The following is a 14,572-nucleotide window of genomic DNA, read 5'->3' on the forward strand; positions in this document are numbered from 1 at the left end:
CACGAACACGGAACGCACGAGGGCGCTTGCACCCTGGCTCGAGTTCTACAACACTGGACGCTGCCACTCAGCCCTGAGAGGCTTCCCACCGATCAGCCGACTGGAACCAACGTCCTGACCGGGTACAACTAGATGCGCCGGGGGCCCGGGCCCTCAGCGGCGAGTTCGTCGTCGGTGTTGAGGAGTCGGCACGCGTTGAGGGAGAGGCAGCCGCATCCGATGCAGCCGGTCAGCTCGCGCTGCAGGTTCTCGAGCTGCTTGCGGCGCGCGGCGATCTCCTCGCGCCAGAGTCTGGCGACGCGCTTCCAGTCGGCCTGTGTCGGTGTGCCGTCGAGCGGGAGCGTTGTGAAGACCTCACCGACCTGATCGAGCGAGATCCCGAGACGCTTTGCGACGACGATCAACGAGATACGGCGGATCATGTGGCGGCGGTAGCGTCTCTGGTTTCCTGCAGTTCGGGTCGAGCAGATGAGCCCGAGCTGCTCGTAGAAGTGCAGGGCCGAAACAGGCACGCCCGTGCGGCGAGAGACCTCGCCGATGGCGAGCAGGTCTTCAGGTTCCACGAACACCTCCCCGTCACTTGACCTCAAGCTTACTTGAGGTATTAGCGTGGCGACAATCGACCTTTCGCGGCACTTCGCGGCAGCGACGGGCCACGTCATCAGACTCGGCGATTGGAACGCAATGACCGACAGCACACCAGTACAGACCGCGACGGGAACGTGGCGCGAACTTCTCACCGGGCGCAATGCGCCCATCGCGATCGTTCTCGCCGGTGGCGTGCTCGTCGAGGCGAGCAATGTCTACCTCACGACAAGCCTCTTGCCCACGATCGTCGGCGAGATCGGCGGAATGGAGCTGTACGCCTGGACCATGACGGCGTTTCTCCTGGCCTCGATCGTCACCTCGATGCTCGTCAGTCGCGCGCTTATGCACTGGGGCGCCATCGGCGCGTATCTCATCGCACTCGGCACATTTGCGCTCGGCTCGTTCATCTGCGCCGCGAGCCCGACGATGCCTGTGCTTCTGGCGGGTCGTACGGTGCAGGGGCTCGGCGGTGGGCTCCTCGCCGGGCTCGGCTACGTCATGCTGCAGCGCGCGCTCCCCGAACGCCTCTGGGCTCGCGGCGCCGCGCTCGTTTCGGCGATGTGGGGTATCGGAAACATCCTCGGCCCACTCGTCGGCGGGCTGTTCGCACAGTTCGGTGCGTGGCGACTCAACTTCACCTGCCTGGCCGGCGCCGCAATCTTGCTGAGTCTCGTCGCGATGAAGGCGCTTCCGCGCACCGAGCGTGGTCGCTCTGATGAGGTTGTGCCGTGGGTTTCGCTCGGCCTTGTCGGCAGTGGTGTTATCGCGATCGCGATCGCGAGCGTTCTGCCGGTCGGCTTGGGCACCGTGATCGCTTTCGCAGCGGGCGTCGTTCTTGCGCTGCTCTTCATCGCCCACGAGAAGCGCAGCACGAACGGCATTCTGCCGCGGATCGCATTCGACCGGCGTTCACCGCTTGCCGCTGTGTACCTGACCGTCGCCGTTTTCGCCTTCGCGATCGGCACGGAGGCGTTCGTGCCACTCTTCGGGCAAGAGATCGGGCTCATGGGTCCGCTCGTTGCCGGGCTGCTCGGCGCAGCGCTATCGTTCGGATGGTCGATCGTGCAGGTGTTCTCAGCCAACGTCGCGAGTGCTGCGACACAACGGCTGCTCATCGCCGTCGGTCCTGTTGTCGTCTGCCTGGGGCTCGCCGCCTACGGGGCTCTCCAACACAGTGGGCCATCCGCGACCGTGCTCGTGTTGTGGTTCGTGACGCTCTTCTGCGCGGGAAGCGGCATCGGCCTGGCATTCCCGCACCTCACGGTCGCCGCGCTCGGGAGCACGAGGAATGAGGAAGAAGGCGCGAAAGCGGCCGCCGCGATCAACACCGTGCTCATCATCGCTCAGGCGTTCAGCGCGACCCTCGCCGGCATGATCGTGAACTTCGCCCTGCCAGACATGGTGCACGCGGCCCGCACCCTCATGATCACCTTCGCCATCATCGCGATCGTCGGAACCGTCTTCTCTCGGCGCGCGAGCCGCGGAATCGAGCAATAGTGCCCGAAGCACCCGCAATTCTCGGCATCGCGATCGTGGCATTCGGCATGGCTCTGACATCGGGGCCCGACATACTGCTCGACTCACACGCCCACGTGAACGCGGGGGCGGCCTCATGAGCACGCTCGACCACACGCGCACCGAGGCAGCGCCGCGAATCCGAATCGGATGGGTCCTCCTCACCGCCATCGCGCCGATCGTGTGGGGCACGACCTACATCGTGACGACACAACTGTTGCCGCCGGGGCATCCGATGTTTGCCGCCATGATGCGCTCGCTGCCCGCGGGCCTCATCGCCCTGATCATCTCGCGACAGCTGCCGCATGGGGTATGGGTGCCGCGCAGCTTCGTGCTCGGGGTGCTCAACATGGGAGCATTCTTCCCGTTGCTGTTCGTGGCCGCGCAGAACCTTCCGGGCGGTGTTGCAGCGACACTCGGCGCGAGCCAACCCATTATTGTCGCCTTCCTCACCGTGGGCATTTTGCGCCAGCGCATCTCGGGGTTGAGCGTGCTGTGGGGCGTCATCGGACTCGTCGGTGTGGGGCTTGTCGTCCTGGGGCCGGGCGCGGGGATGAACGCCGTCGGCGTTGTCTCCGGGCTTGCGGGCGCAGCATCGATGGCCGTTGGTGTCACGCTCGCGAAGAAGTGGGGACGTCCACCAGGAGCATCCGCGATCGCGTTTGCCGGGTGGCAACTCACAGCTGCGGGCCTCATGCTGCTTCTCCCCGCGCTGCTGATCGACGGCGTGCCGACCATCGACGCGAAAGCCTGGTTCGGGTACGCCTGGCTCGGCGTTATGGGCGCCTTGCTTGCATATTCGCTGTGGTTCGCGGGCATCCGACAACTTCCCGTGACCGCGACTGCCCTCCTCGGTTTGCTCTCGCCTCTGGTGGCTGCGCTCTTGGGTGCCGTGCTGGCGGGCGAATCGCTCGCACCGACTCAGCTCGTCGGGTTCGGGCTCGCGCTCGCGGCGATGGTCGCGGGCCAACTCACTGCGCGAAGAGCAAATGATCGGTAGCGTCGAGACATGGTGACACTCGACCGCGTGCTGCAGCGCCCGACCGCGAGCATTGCATACGGCGATTCCGGTCAGGGATCGCCGACAGTTGTTTTCATCCATGGCGCGGGCCTCGATCACACCACGTTCGACGACCAGGCCCACGCGCTCGTGACCGTCGGTGCGCGCGTTGTGCAATGGGATCTTCGCGCGCACGGGCGGTCCACACTCGCGGCCGGCACGCGATTCACGGCCGAAGATGCGTTCAACGACCTCGCGGCGTTGCTCGATGAGACGCGAGTCACCGATCCCGTCCTCATCGGCCATTCGCTCGGCGGCAATATCGCGCAGGCCTTTGTGCGGATGCATCCGGACCGCGCAAGCGGCGTCGTCATCGTCGACTCGGCGTGGAACACCGGCCCACTCTCGGCCGCTTCACATTTCTTGCTCGGGCTTGCGGCACCCGCGCTCGCGCTCATCCCGGCTCGGAGTTTGCCGGGGCTCATGGCGAAGGCATCCGCTGTGACCCCGGCGGCGATCAAGCGGGCAACTGAGACCTTCACCCGGATGCCGAAGCAGACCTTCCTCGACGTATGGCGTGCGACCTCATCGTTCATCGCACCCGACCCCGCATATCGCTCGCCTGTCCCGATCGGTCTCATGCGCGGCCGTGACGATCAGACGGGCAATATCTCGCAGGCGATGGGCGAGTGGGCTGCAGCCGAGGGGGTCACGGCTCACGTCGTCGCGGATGCCGGACACATCGTCACGTGGGACGCGCCCGCCCAGAGTACGGCGACCCTCTGCGAGATTCTCGGCCAGTGGCATCCGCGGCTCGTGAGCGGCGAGGAGTGACGAACGTGTTTGTTGCGGAGTGCAACCCGGAGCTGCCACGCACCGTTGTGCTGCTGCACGGCGGTGGGGTCGCAGGCTGGATGTGGAAGCCCGTGCGGGCCGAGCTCGGTGACGAGTACCGCCTCATCGCGCCGGACTTGCCCGGCCATGACCACAGCGCGGATGAAGACTATATTTCGCATGAGCAGACGCTCGAGCAGCTGCGCGCGATGCTCGCGGAGCGGACCACTGGCCCGGTTGCCATTGCAGGTTTCTCGCTCGGGGCGCAACTGGCACTCGCGCTCGCGAGCGAAAGCCCTGAGCTTGTGAGCGGAATCGTTTCGATCAGCGCCCTCGCGATCCCATCGCGCGCGCCGGGCTTCACGCGAGCACTGCTCTCGTCGACCGTGAGGCTCGCGAGGAACGAGCGTTTTGCACGCACGCAAGCAAGGGTTCTCGGCGTGCCGTCCGCACTCGTGCCCGACTACCTTCGAACTTCCGATTCGATCTCGAAGGCGACCTTGCTCAACATTGTGGCTGCGAATGGCGCGTTCGTACCTCCGCCAGGGTGGGCACGTTTCGCGGACGCCGCCATCGTGCTCGCCGGCGGCCGCGAGCCGCGCCCGGTTCGGCGATCCGCCCAGCTGCTGCAGGCCGCGAACCCGCGCTGCTCCCTCGAGCTCGACTCAGATGCGGGCCACACGCTCCCCTTCAGCAACCCCGCCCTCGTGGCCCGCAGCATTCGCGCGGTGACGATCGGACATGGCGAGGCTGAGTGCCCGAAGCTCGCGCAGTCTTGACGCGCTACCCGTACACCGGCGCCGCCGACCCGTGACCCGCTACTCCCCTGCGGGTGCCGCGAGCGCGGCGCTGAGGTCGATCGCCGGGCAGTCGCGCCACAGCTTCTCGAGCTGGTAGAAGTCGCGCTCCTCCTGGTGGAAGACGTGCACGATGAGGTCGCCGAAATCGAGCAGCACCCAGCGGCCGCTCTCGCGGCCCTCACGGCGGATGGTGCGAACGCCGATGGCGTTCAGCGCGTCCTCGACGGCGTCCGAGATCGCCTGCACGTTGCGCTCGACGGAGCCGGTGACGATCAGGAACGCGTCGGCGAGACCGAACTGCTCCGCGACCTGCAGGGCGACAGGCGCGGTCGCCCCTTTGTCGTCGGCTGCTCGAACGGCTGCCTCGAGCGCGGCCATCACGTCGGTCGTCTGGTTCACTTCTGCGTTCAGTGTCGTTCCTTCGTCTCGAAAAGTCGGGTTCGGGCCGCTAGCCCGAGAACATGCCGTTCATCGCGCCCCACACGCCGAGCCCGATGATCGCCGCGAGCAGGCCGCCTCCGGAGAGGGTCAGGATGAGCGGGAGCTTGCTCTTCTCCTTGGTGGGCTTCGCGACGACGGGCACGCCGGAGGGCATGCGCGCGCTGACGGCGTGCTTCGCCGCGACGGGAGTCGGACCTCCCTCCTCGGCGGCAGGCGGAGCGGGTTCGTCGGCCACGGGCATCGTGACCGGTTCGAACTTCAGCGAGTCGTGCAGCGCGGAGTGTCCGCCGGTCTCGCTGATGGACCTCGACAGCTCGATCGATCCCGTGACGTACAGTTCCCCCGTCGCCCCCAGGGGCCCCGTGAGGCCGCCGGTGTCCTCGGGCATCGAAGGCAGGATCAGCGCAGAGGTCGAAGAGCCGGTCGCACCCTCCTGGGCGACGGCGCGCGAGATGAGGTCGTCGAAATCGCCGCCGGCCTCCGCTCCCTGCTCGGGCACGGAGCGCGCCGACGGGTCGTCGAACACCGAGCGCCACTCCTCGGGCGGCTGGATGTCGGGGAAGGAGTACTTGGGCTGCGCAGAATCCTGCGACTGGGGCGAGGGATCCGGCTGCACCGCCTCGGGGACCTCGGCCGGTATCGCCGCGGTCTCGGGTGCGATCTCTGCGTGCGGCTCCGGCCGCTCGGGAGCGGGCTCCGCGCTGGCGGAAGCGGGCTCGGGCTGAGCCGGCTCGGGCTGAGCCGACTGCTCAGTCGCGACCGGCGCGTCGGAGCCTTCCGGTTCGGCGTCCGCGGGCTCGGAGGCGGCCTCAGACTTGTTGCGCTGCCAGAAGCGGCGCTTCGGCTTCTCTGCCGGGACGGGCTCCGCCGCCGCGGCCGATCCCTCGCCGTCCTCGGTCAAGCCGGTGTCCTCGCCAGAGCCGGTCTGCTCCGCCTCGCGAAGCTCCTCGACGGAGAAGGGCTCGGTCGGCGGAGCCATCAGCGTGTCGAAGTCGGGCACGTCCACGGGAGCCTCCGGCTGAGCGGAGGATCGCACCGCGGAAACGGGCGGGGCGGGAACAGCGGTCTCGCCGTCGTCGAACAGCCCGGCGCCCTGCTCGCGATGCTCCGCGTCCGCGGCAGCGTCGGCATCCGACGGGGCGTCGGCGGCTTCGGTTTCAGCGGAATCCTGTTCGGGCACCGACTCGGCGATCACGGCCTCGACCGGAGCCTCGGTCTTCGAGGCCTGAGCCTCGGCGGGAGCCTCCGGGGCCTCGGCGGAAGCCTCCGGGGCCGCTTCGGCGTCGGCAGGGACGGCGGCCTGCGCAGCCTCGCGCTCCGCCAGGGCCGCCTCTCGCAGCTGACGCATCTCGCGGCGGCTGCGCGGAGTGCCGTCCTCGTTGAACGGCGAGATCTCGATCTCGCCGACCTCCGGCGCCTCCGCGGGAGTCGGCTCGGCACCCTCGGACTGCGTCGTTGCAGCCTCGGGAGTCGCGGCTTCCGCCGTCTGCTGCTCCTGCAGGGCCTCCGAGAGGTCCAGAGCACCCGTCTCCGCCATCTCCCGCATGCGGCGTTCGCGGCGCGTCATCGGACGCTGTTCGTCGTGCTCACTCATCTCTTCGTCACTTCCTCGGTGTACAGGCCGTGCTTCGCGATGTACTGTACGACACCGTCCGGCACCAAATACCACACCGGGTATCCCCTAGCCACCCGCGCTCGACAATCCGTTGAGGAAATAGCAAGTGCGGGAACCTCCAACAAGCTTACGTGTTCCCCCGACAAACCCGAAAGCGAGAGCTCGTGCCCGGGCCGGGAGACGGCGATGAAGTGGGCCATCTCCCAGAGCTTGTCCACGTCCTTCCAGCTCAGGATCTGCTCGACCGCATCGGCTCCCGAGATGAAGAAGAGCTCCGCATCCGGCATCTGGCGGCGCAGATCCCTCAGCGTATCGACCGTGTAGGTCAGTCCTTCGCGGTCGACATCCACCCGGCTCACCGTGAAGCGGGGATTGGACGCGGTGGCGATCACCGTCATGAGGTAGCGATGCTCGCTCTCGGAGACCCTGGTCTTCTGCCACGGGCGCCCGGTCGGCACGAACACGACCTCGTCGAGGTCGAAGCTCTGGGCGACCTCGCTCGCCGCGACGAGATGGCCGTGATGGATCGGGTCGAAGGTGCCGCCCATCACCCCCACTCGACGCTGCTTGGTCTCCACCTTCGGGTCAGTGCTGGTCGGCGCCGTGCTCGCGCGCGTATGCCTCCGCCTTGGCCGAGTGGCGGTTCGCGACATCGCGGAAGGAGAAGGTCACCACTGCGAGAGCGGTGAAGATCGCGAACGTGACGATACCGAAGACGGGTGCGGGGAAGGGCAGCTCGTTGACGACGTGGTGCCCGCCTTCGGCGGCGACGGCGATCGTGGCGAGAATGGACATTGAAACCCCTGTCATCGATACGAGAACGGACTGTTGCGGATCAGTCTATCGGTTCCGCCTAGCGGATCTGCCCCGCGCCGCGCACGAGCCATTTCGTGCTCGTGAGCTCGGGCAGGCCCATCGGCCCGCGCGCATGGAGCTTCTGGGTCGAGATGCCGACCTCGGCGCCGAAGCCGAACTCGCCGCCGTCGGTGAACCGCGTCGAAGCGTTGACCATCACCACTGCCGAGTCGACTTCGGCCAGGAAGCGCTCGGCGTTCGCGTAGTCCTCGGTGACGATCGCCTCGGTATGGCGGGTGGAATAGCGCTCGATGTGGGCGAGCGCCTCGTCGATGGAGTCCACGACGCGCACACCCATCTCGAGCGCGTGGTGCTCCGTCGCCCAGGTCTCGTCGTCGGCCGCCGCCACGCCCGCGACGCTCGCGCGGGTCGCCTCGTCGCCACTCAGCTCGACGCCGGCGCCGATGAGCTCCCGTGCGAGACGGGGCAGCAGGCGCTCGGCCGCGTCGCGGTGCACGAGCAGCGTTTCCGCGGCGTTGCACACGCTCGGGCGATGCGTCTTGGCGTTCTTGACGATCGACACGGCCATCTCCTCGTCGGCGCTCGCGTCGACGTAGACGTGCACGATGCCCGAACCGGTCTCGATCACGGGAACGGTGGACTCGTTCACCACGGTCGAGATCAGTCCTGCGCTTCCGCGAGGGATCAGCACATCGACGTAGCCGCGGGCGCGCATGAGACGCGAGGCGCCCTCGCGTCCGAACTCGTCGATCGTCTGCACCGCGTCGCCCTCGAGACCCGTGCTCGAGATCGCCTCCTGGATCAGGCCGACGAGCACGCGGTTCGAGTGCTCCGCCGCGCTGCCGCCGCGCAGCACCGCGCCGTTGCCGCTCTTGAGCGCGAGCGCGGCGATGTCGACCGTGACATTGGGTCTCGCCTCGTAGATCGCTCCGACCACGCCGAACGGGACGCGCACCTGCGTGATGGCGATGCCGTTCGCGAGCGTGCTGCCGCGCACGATCTGCCCGACCGGATCGGGCAGCGAGATGACCTCGCGCACGGCTGCAGCGAGCCCCCGCAGCCGGTCCTCGTCGAGACGCAGCCGGTCGAGCAGCCCGTCGCCGATGCCGTTCTCCCTGCCCCGCTCGAGGTCGAGCGCGTTGGCCTCGATGATCTCCGGGACCCGCGACTCGATCGCGGAGGCGATGGCCTCGAGCGCGTCGTTCTTGCGCAGGGTCGTGACGTTCGCGAGCGTCTTGGCCGCGGCGCGGGCGCGTTCGAGCTTGGCGAGGAAGGGGTCGTTGGACATGATCCCTAGCTTAGAGGTCGTCCGACCGCGCGCGCATATCGCGGCGCCCGGTCAGACGGCCTGCGGTGCGCCGTCGAAGCGGGTGCCGTGATCCTCGCCGTCGAGCACGCGCGAGAAGAGCCTGGTCTCGGTGAGGAGCACCGTCGTGCCGGCCTCCGCGGCCAGGCGCGCGGCCTCAACCTTCGTCGCGGCGCCCCCTGTGCCCCATCCGGACCGGGCCTCTCCGATCTCGATGCCCTCCAGGCGGTCCCCGTAGGGCACGTGAGCGATGCGCTTGGCACCCGCCGTCGCCGGAGGCGCGGTGTAGAGGGCGTCGACGTCGGAGAGCAGCACGAGACGGTCGGCGCCGACGAGGCGGGCGACGAGGGCCGCGAGCCGGTCGTTGTCGCCGAAGCGGATCTCGTGGGTCGCGACGGTGTCGTTCTCGTTGATGATCGGCAGGATCCCGAGCTGCAGCAGGCGCTCGAGCGCCCGCTTCGCGTTGCCCCTGTGGGTCGGGTTCTCCATGTCGTGCGCGGTGAGCAGCACCTGGCCCGCGATGATCTCGTGGCTGCCGAGCGCCCGCTGATAGCGGTTCACCAGGATGTTCTGCCCGACGGCGGCGGCGGCCTGCTGGGTCGCGAGATCGTCGGGGCGCTGCTCCAGGTTCAGGAACGGCACGCCGGTCGCGATGGCGCCGCTCGAGACGAGGATCACCTCGACCCCCGCGGAGTGCAGGCGCGCCAGAGACGAGACGAGCGTCGGGATCTGCGCGGCGTTGTCGCCGCTCACCGATGACGAGCCGACCTTGACGACGAGGCGCCGCGCGGCGTGAAGTTCCGTTCCGACGCTCATGCCTCGTCGCTCCACATGCCCGCTTTCCGCTCGCGCTCGAGCTCGGCGCGGGCCTCGGCCTTGGCGTCCATGAGCTCGTAGTACTCGCTGCGGCGTTCCTTGTTGGTGCGTCGGTTGTTCTGCTCCACGCGCAGATCGGTGCCCCGGGCGCCCATCTGCACCTCCGCGGCGCTCGTCACGGTCGGCTCCCAGTCGAACACGACGCCGGAGCCGGGACCGATCACCACGGTCGATCCGGCCGTGGCCCCGGCCTTGACGAGCGCGTCCTCGATGCCGAGCTTCTGCAGGCGGTCGGCCAGGTAGCCGACGGCCTCGTCGTTCGCGAAGTCGGTCTGCTCGACCCACCGCTCGGGCTTCTCGCCGAGCACCCGGTAGAGCGTGCCGTAGGTGCCGCCCTCCGTCACCACGCGGAAGCCGCCGTCGTTCACCGCTCGCGGCTGCAGCACGATGCGCTGCGGGGTCTCGCCCGCCGACTCCTGCGCCGCACGACGGGCGTCGTCGACGAGTTCGCCGAGTGCGAAGCCGAGCTCGCGCAGGCCGGCGTGCGAGACCGTCGAGATCTCGAACACGCGATACCCCTGCGCCTCGAGCTCGGGGCGCACGAAGTCCGCGAGCTCGCGGGCCTCGGGCACATCGATCTTGTTGAGGGCGACGAGCTGCGGACGGTCGAGGAGGGGCGTCTGCCCCTCGGGTACGGGGTAGGCGGCGAGTTCGCTCTTGATGACCTCGAGGTCGGAGAGCGGATCCCTGCCGGGCTCGAGGGTGGCGCAGTCGACGACGTGCAGCAGTGCGCTGCAACGTTCGACGTGGCGCAGGAAGTCGAGGCCGAGCCCCTTGCCCTCGCTCGCACCCTCGATGAGGCCGGGCACATCGGCGACCGTGAACCGCGACTCGCCGGCCTGCACCACGCCGAGGTTCGGGTGGAGAGTCGTGAACGGGTAGTCGGCGATCTTCGGCTTGGCCGCGCTCATCGCGGCGATCAGGCTCGACTTGCCCGCCGAGGGGAAGCCGACGAGCGCCACGTCGGCGATCGTCTTGAGCTCGAGCGTGAGCGTGCCGGACCAGCCCTCGGTGCCGAGCAGGGCGAACCCCGGAGCCTTGCGCTTCGAACTCGCGAGCGCGTGGTTGCCGAGGCCGCCGATACCGCCCTTGGCCGCGAGGAAGCGGGTGCCGGGTTCCGTGAGGTCGACGAGCGTCTCGCCCGCCGCGTCCTTCACCACCGTTCCGACCGGCACCGAGAGCACGAGTTCCGCGCCGTTCGTCCCGGCGCGGTAGTCTCCGGCGCCGTACCCGCCGTTCTCCGCGCTCACGTGGGGACGGCGGTGGTACTCGAGCAGCGTGGTGACCTGCGGGTCGGCGAGCAGCACGATATCGCCGCCGTGCCCGCCGGCGCCCCCGTCGGGGCCCGCGAGCGGCTTGAACTTCTCGCGTCGAATCGAGACGCAGCCGTTGCCGCCGCGCCCCGCCTGGAGGTGCAGCTGCACTCGGTCGACGAACGTCACCATGATGAGGATTCCTTAGCTAAATACGGCAAAAGGCGAGCCGGACCCCACGTTGGTCGAGGGGCCGACTCGCCGTCGAATGCCTGGGTGTCAGGCCGCGCTCACGATGTTGACGACCTTGCGGCCGCCCTTCGCACCGAACTCGACCTCGCCCGCCGCGAGAGCGAACAGGGTGTCGTCACCCCCGCGCCCGACGTTCACGCCGGGGTGGAAGTGAGTGCCGCGCTGACGCACGATGATCTCGCCGGCGTTCACCTGCTGACCGCCGAAGCGCTTCACGCCGAGGCGCTGCGCATTCGAGTCGCGGCCGTTGCGGGTGGAGCTGGCGCCCTTCTTATGTGCCATGAGTCTCTACTCCTTCAGTGATGTCTGGAAGTGGTTACTTGATGCCGGTGACCTTGATGCGGGTCAGATCCTGGCGGTGACCCTGGCGGCTCTTGTAACCGGTCTTGTTCTTGTAGCGCTGGATGACGATCTTCGGGCCGCGGAGGTCGTTCAGCACCTCTGCGGTCACCTTCACCTTGGCCAGAGCCGCGGCGTCGGTCGTCACCTTGTCGCCGTCGACGAGCAGCACCGCGGGAAGCTCGAGCTTGCCCTTGGCGTCACCTGCCACGCGATTGACGGTGATGATCGAGCCGACCTCGACCTTCTCCTGACGGCCGCTTGCGCGCACTACTGCGTAAACCACTTGTCACCCATTCCTCGAGGATCGTCCATGCTGTCGAAGCGGCTCTGCCTGCTTCGAAGTCTGCGTTTCCACCACCCGCGATGAGTGGCACCAACGCTCAATAATATCTCATTCCGGTAAAACCGGTCAAATACGCCACCCGCGTGTTTCGCGAGCGGAGTCGACGAGGGATCACTCCCCCGCGTCGGCCGCTCGCTTCGAGGTCTCCTCGAGCGCCTGCGCCAGCGCGGCCTGAGCCTCGCGCGCGGCCTCCGAATCGCGAGTGGCGCCCCGGTCGCTCGAGCTCGCCCGCAGGCTCGCCGCGCGGCGGCCGCGAGCCCGACCCGTGCCGGCGGCCGGAGCCTCGGGCAGAGCGTCGAGCAGGGAGTTCAGCAGGTCGTCCGGAGCGCGGCCCTCGCCCCTGTCCCGAGGCGCGTCATCCGCGCGGGAGGCCTCCCCCGCGCGCTGCTCGCCCCGTCCTGCGGCGGACGGCCTATCGGACGCCCCGTCGTTCTTCGCCACGGGGATCGTCGACGCGGCGACCTGAGCGAGCATGTTCTTCGCCCCGTCGGTGATCGCGTGCGTCTGCGCCTTGTGCTCCTGCGCGTGCTGCTGAGCCTGCGGCGGCTGCGACCCCTTGCCGCGACGCGAGCCGCGGCCGGATCCCTCGCTCCGGTGCTTGGTGACCGGTTCGTGATGCACGATGATGCCGCGACCCGCGCACACCTCGCAGGGATCGCTGAACGACTCCAGCAGGCCCAGACCCAGCTTCTTGCGGGTCATCTGCACGAGGCCCAGCGAGGTCACCTCGGCGACCTGGTGCTTCGTGCGGTCGCGGCTCAGGCACTCGACGAGGCGGCGCAGCACGAGGTCGCGGTTCGACTCGAGCACCATGTCGATGAAGTCGACCACGATGATGCCGCCGATGTCGCGCAGCCGCAGCTGGCGCACGATCTCCTCGGCCGCCTCGAGGTTGTTCTTCGTGACGGTCTCCTCGAGGTTGCCGCCCGATCCGACGAACTTGCCGGTGTTCACGTCGACCACGGTCATGGCCTCGGTGCGGTCGATGACGAGGGATCCGCCCGAGGGCAGCCACACCTTGCGGTCGAGTGCCTTCGCGATCTGCTCCTGCACCCGGTACTCGCCGAAGACATCGCGCTCGCCCTCGTAGCGCTCGACGCGCTGCATGAGGTCGGGGGCGACCTGCGTCAGGTACTCCTCGATCACGCGATAGGTGTCGGCGCCCGAGATGACGAGCTTGTGGAAATCCTCGTTGAAGACGTCGCGGATGATCTTGATGAGCATGTCGGGCTCGGAGTGCAGCAGCAGCGGTCCGCCGCCCTTCTCGGCGCGGGCTCGGATCGACTCCCACTGGCGCGCCAGGCGCTGCACATCGGTCGTGAGCTGCTCCTCGCTCGCACCCTCCGCGGCGGTGCGCACGATGACGCCCGCACCGTCGGGCAGCACGGCCTTCAGGATCTTCTTCAGGCGCGCGCGCTCGGTGTCGGGCAGCTTGCGCGAGATGCCGTTCATCGCGCCGCCCGGCACGTAGACGAGGAATCGGCCGGGCAGCGAGATCTGGCTCGTGAGCCTCGCCCCCTTGTGCCCCACCGGATCCTTCGTGACCTGCACGAGCACCTGATCGCCCGGCTTCAGCGCGTTCTCGATCTTGCGCGCCGAGTTCGATCCCTCGAACTCCGACCAGTCCACCTCGCCGGAGTAGAGCACGGCGTTGCGGCCGCGGCCGATGTCGACGAACGCCGCCTCCATACTCGGCAGCACGTTCTGCACGCGGCCGAGGTAGACGTTGCCGATGAGGGAGTTCTCGCTCGAACGGGCGACATAGTGCTCCACGAGCACCTTGTCCTCGAGCACGCCGATCTGCACGCGATCGGCGGTCGTGCGCACGATCATCTCCCGGTCGACGGCCTCGCGCCGGGCGAGGAACTCGGACTCCGTGATCACCATGCGGCGCCGACCGGCGTCGCGGCCGTCGCGCCTGCGCTGCTTCTTCGCCTCGAGGCGGGTCGACCCCTTGACCTTCTGCGGCTCCGTGACCACGGGGACCTGCCGCTCGCGGCGGCGCGGGGCCTCGTCGTCGGAGGCCGTGTCGGCTCCGCGCTGACGGCGGCGGCGGGAGCCGCCGGTCTGCTCGCGCTCCTCGCGCTCATCGGGCTCCTCGTCGCGGCCGAAGCGGCGGTCGAGGATGTCGTCGAGGCGGCCCAGCTCGCTGCGCCGGGGCCGGGGAGGGATCGGCGGCACATCGGGAGCGATGAAGATGAGCTTCGTCGTCGCCCGGAAGCGCTCCTCGGGTGTGAGCTCCTGAACCGGCTGCGGCACGAGCGCCGAGCCCGGGGCGTGCTGCTGCTCGGTGTTCTCGGGCTGCACCGTGTTCTCCGACTGCTCGGTGCCCTCGGACGGCTCGGCCGCCTCGGACGGCTCCGTGCTCTCCGACTGCTCGGTATTCTCCGATGCCTCGGCGGCCTCCGGCTGCGCGGGGCCCTCGGCCGCATCCGCGCGGCTCTCGGGCGCCGCACCCGGTTCGACGGGGCCGGTCTCCCCGGCTTCGGCTGCTTCGCTCTGCGTATCGTTCACCATTCCTGGTGTCTCCTTATAACCCGGAGCGCCGCTGCATCCCCGGGAACTCTGTATCTTGCGGCGGTGCCGCGAAT

15 protein-coding genes and 1 pseudogene are annotated in these 14,572 nt (G+C 68.5%); 5 read left to right on the top strand and 11 right to left on the bottom strand.

The features are described 5' to 3' along the window. Positions 1–118 (top strand): annotated as a pseudogene (locus tag J4H91_RS07490) (IS481 family transposase); the annotation flags it as partial. A gap of 10 nt (positions 119–128) precedes the next feature. Here J4H91_RS07490 and soxR read toward each other — a convergent pair. Continuing rightward, positions 129–569 carry a redox-sensitive transcriptional activator SoxR gene (gene soxR, locus J4H91_RS07495; protein ID WP_341783472.1) on the bottom strand — a complete coding sequence of 147 codons (441 nt, stop codon included), beginning with the start codon at positions 567–569 and terminating at the stop codon, positions 129–131. 40 nt (positions 570–609) lie between these two features. Between soxR and J4H91_RS07500 the strand changes: the two genes are divergently transcribed. From J4H91_RS07500 to J4H91_RS07515, 4 genes are all read left to right on the top strand, one after another. Continuing rightward, a complete protein-coding gene (locus J4H91_RS07500; protein WP_341783473.1) occupies positions 610–2,085 on the top strand; it encodes an MFS transporter in 1,476 nt (491 codons plus the stop codon). A gap of 115 nt (positions 2,086–2,200) precedes the next feature. Continuing rightward, entirely contained in the window at positions 2,201–3,103 is a 903-nt protein-coding gene (locus tag J4H91_RS07505; protein WP_208045645.1) for an EamA family transporter, read from the top strand. A 9-nt stretch (positions 3,104–3,112) separates the two neighbouring features. Further along, entirely contained in the window at positions 3,113–3,937 is an 825-nt protein-coding gene (locus tag J4H91_RS07510; RefSeq protein ID WP_208045646.1) for an alpha/beta fold hydrolase, read from the top strand. Between the two features lie 5 nt (positions 3,938–3,942). Continuing rightward, complete coding sequence (locus J4H91_RS07515; RefSeq protein ID WP_208045647.1) at positions 3,943–4,716, top strand: alpha/beta fold hydrolase; 774 nt, start codon at positions 3,943–3,945, stop codon at positions 4,714–4,716. A gap of 39 nt (positions 4,717–4,755) precedes the next feature. Here the strand turns inward: J4H91_RS07515 and rsfS are convergent, their stop codons facing one another. From rsfS to J4H91_RS07565, 10 genes are all read right to left on the bottom strand, one after another. After that, a complete protein-coding gene (gene rsfS / locus J4H91_RS07520) occupies positions 4,756–5,115 on the bottom strand; it encodes a ribosome silencing factor (protein WP_208045743.1) in 360 nt (119 codons plus the stop codon). Positions 5,116–5,185: 70 nt separating this feature from the next. Further along, on the bottom strand, positions 5,186–6,772 hold the full coding sequence (locus tag J4H91_RS07525; RefSeq protein WP_208045648.1) for a hypothetical protein: 1,587 nt from the start codon (positions 6,770–6,772) through the stop codon (positions 5,186–5,188). After that, the gene (gene nadD, locus J4H91_RS07530) at positions 6,769–7,446 is read right to left on the bottom strand and encodes a nicotinate-nucleotide adenylyltransferase (RefSeq protein WP_424960832.1); all 678 of its coding nucleotides are present in this window, start codon (positions 7,444–7,446) and stop codon (positions 6,769–6,771) included. The genes J4H91_RS07525 and nadD overlap by 4 nt, the downstream gene beginning before the upstream one ends. Then, entirely contained in the window at positions 7,379–7,588 is a 210-nt protein-coding gene (locus J4H91_RS07535; protein ID WP_208045650.1) for a hypothetical protein, read from the bottom strand. Before J4H91_RS07535 ends, nadD begins: the two co-directional genes overlap by 68 nt. A gap of 58 nt (positions 7,589–7,646) precedes the next feature. Beyond that, positions 7,647–8,897 carry a glutamate-5-semialdehyde dehydrogenase gene (locus J4H91_RS07540; RefSeq protein WP_208045651.1) on the bottom strand — a complete coding sequence of 417 codons (1,251 nt, stop codon included), beginning with the start codon at positions 8,895–8,897 and terminating at the stop codon, positions 7,647–7,649. 51 nt (positions 8,898–8,948) lie between these two features. Beyond that, the gene (gene proB / locus J4H91_RS07545; RefSeq protein ID WP_208045652.1) at positions 8,949–9,731 is read right to left on the bottom strand and encodes a glutamate 5-kinase; all 783 of its coding nucleotides are present in this window, start codon (positions 9,729–9,731) and stop codon (positions 8,949–8,951) included. Further along, positions 9,728–11,236 carry a GTPase ObgE gene (obgE, locus tag J4H91_RS07550; protein ID WP_208045653.1) on the bottom strand — a complete coding sequence of 503 codons (1,509 nt, stop codon included), beginning with the start codon at positions 11,234–11,236 and terminating at the stop codon, positions 9,728–9,730. The genes proB and obgE overlap by 4 nt, the downstream gene beginning before the upstream one ends. An 87-nt stretch (positions 11,237–11,323) precedes the next feature. After that, positions 11,324–11,578: a 50S ribosomal protein L27 gene (gene rpmA / locus J4H91_RS07555; RefSeq protein ID WP_208045654.1), complete on the bottom strand. Its 255-nt coding sequence runs from the start codon at positions 11,576–11,578 to the stop codon at positions 11,324–11,326. Positions 11,579–11,612: 34 nt separating this feature from the next. Beyond that, a complete protein-coding gene (rplU, locus tag J4H91_RS07560) occupies positions 11,613–11,921 on the bottom strand; it encodes a 50S ribosomal protein L21 (RefSeq protein WP_208045655.1) in 309 nt (102 codons plus the stop codon). A gap of 171 nt (positions 11,922–12,092) precedes the next feature. Next, the gene (locus J4H91_RS07565) at positions 12,093–14,498 is read right to left on the bottom strand and encodes an Rne/Rng family ribonuclease (protein ID WP_208045656.1); all 2,406 of its coding nucleotides are present in this window, start codon (positions 14,496–14,498) and stop codon (positions 12,093–12,095) included. Positions 14,499–14,572: the final 74 nt, after the last annotated feature.

The sequence above is a fragment of the Leucobacter ruminantium genome (genome assembly GCF_017565705.1).
Taxonomy (GTDB): domain Bacteria; phylum Actinomycetota; class Actinomycetes; order Actinomycetales; family Microbacteriaceae; genus Leucobacter; species Leucobacter ruminantium.

Coding starts and splice junctions, on each gene's coding strand:
- J4H91_RS07505 (WP_208045645.1), top strand. CDS start 2,201: ATGAGCACGCTCGACCACACGCGCACCGAGGCAGCGCCGCGAATCCGA.
- J4H91_RS07510 (WP_208045646.1), top strand. CDS start 3,113: ATGGTGACACTCGACCGCGTGCTGCAGCGCCCGACCGCGAGCATTGCA.
- rsfS (WP_208045743.1), bottom strand. CDS start 5,115: ATGGCCGCGCTCGAGGCAGCCGTTCGAGCAGCCGACGACAAAGGGGCG.
- J4H91_RS07525 (WP_208045648.1), bottom strand. CDS start 6,772: ATGAGTGAGCACGACGAACAGCGTCCGATGACGCGCCGCGAACGCCGC.
- nadD (WP_424960832.1), bottom strand. CDS start 7,446: ATGTCGCGAACCGCCACTCGGCCAAGGCGGAGGCATACGCGCGCGAGC.
- J4H91_RS07535 (WP_208045650.1), bottom strand. CDS start 7,588: ATGTCCATTCTCGCCACGATCGCCGTCGCCGCCGAAGGCGGGCACCAC.
- J4H91_RS07540 (WP_208045651.1), bottom strand. CDS start 8,897: ATGTCCAACGACCCCTTCCTCGCCAAGCTCGAACGCGCCCGCGCCGCG.
- proB (WP_208045652.1), bottom strand. CDS start 9,731: ATGAGCGTCGGAACGGAACTTCACGCCGCGCGGCGCCTCGTCGTCAAG.
- obgE (WP_208045653.1), bottom strand. CDS start 11,236: ATGGTGACGTTCGTCGACCGAGTGCAGCTGCACCTCCAGGCGGGGCGC.
- rpmA (WP_208045654.1), bottom strand. CDS start 11,578: ATGGCACATAAGAAGGGCGCCAGCTCCACCCGCAACGGCCGCGACTCG.
- J4H91_RS07565 (WP_208045656.1), bottom strand. CDS start 14,498: ATGGTGAACGATACGCAGAGCGAAGCAGCCGAAGCCGGGGAGACCGGC.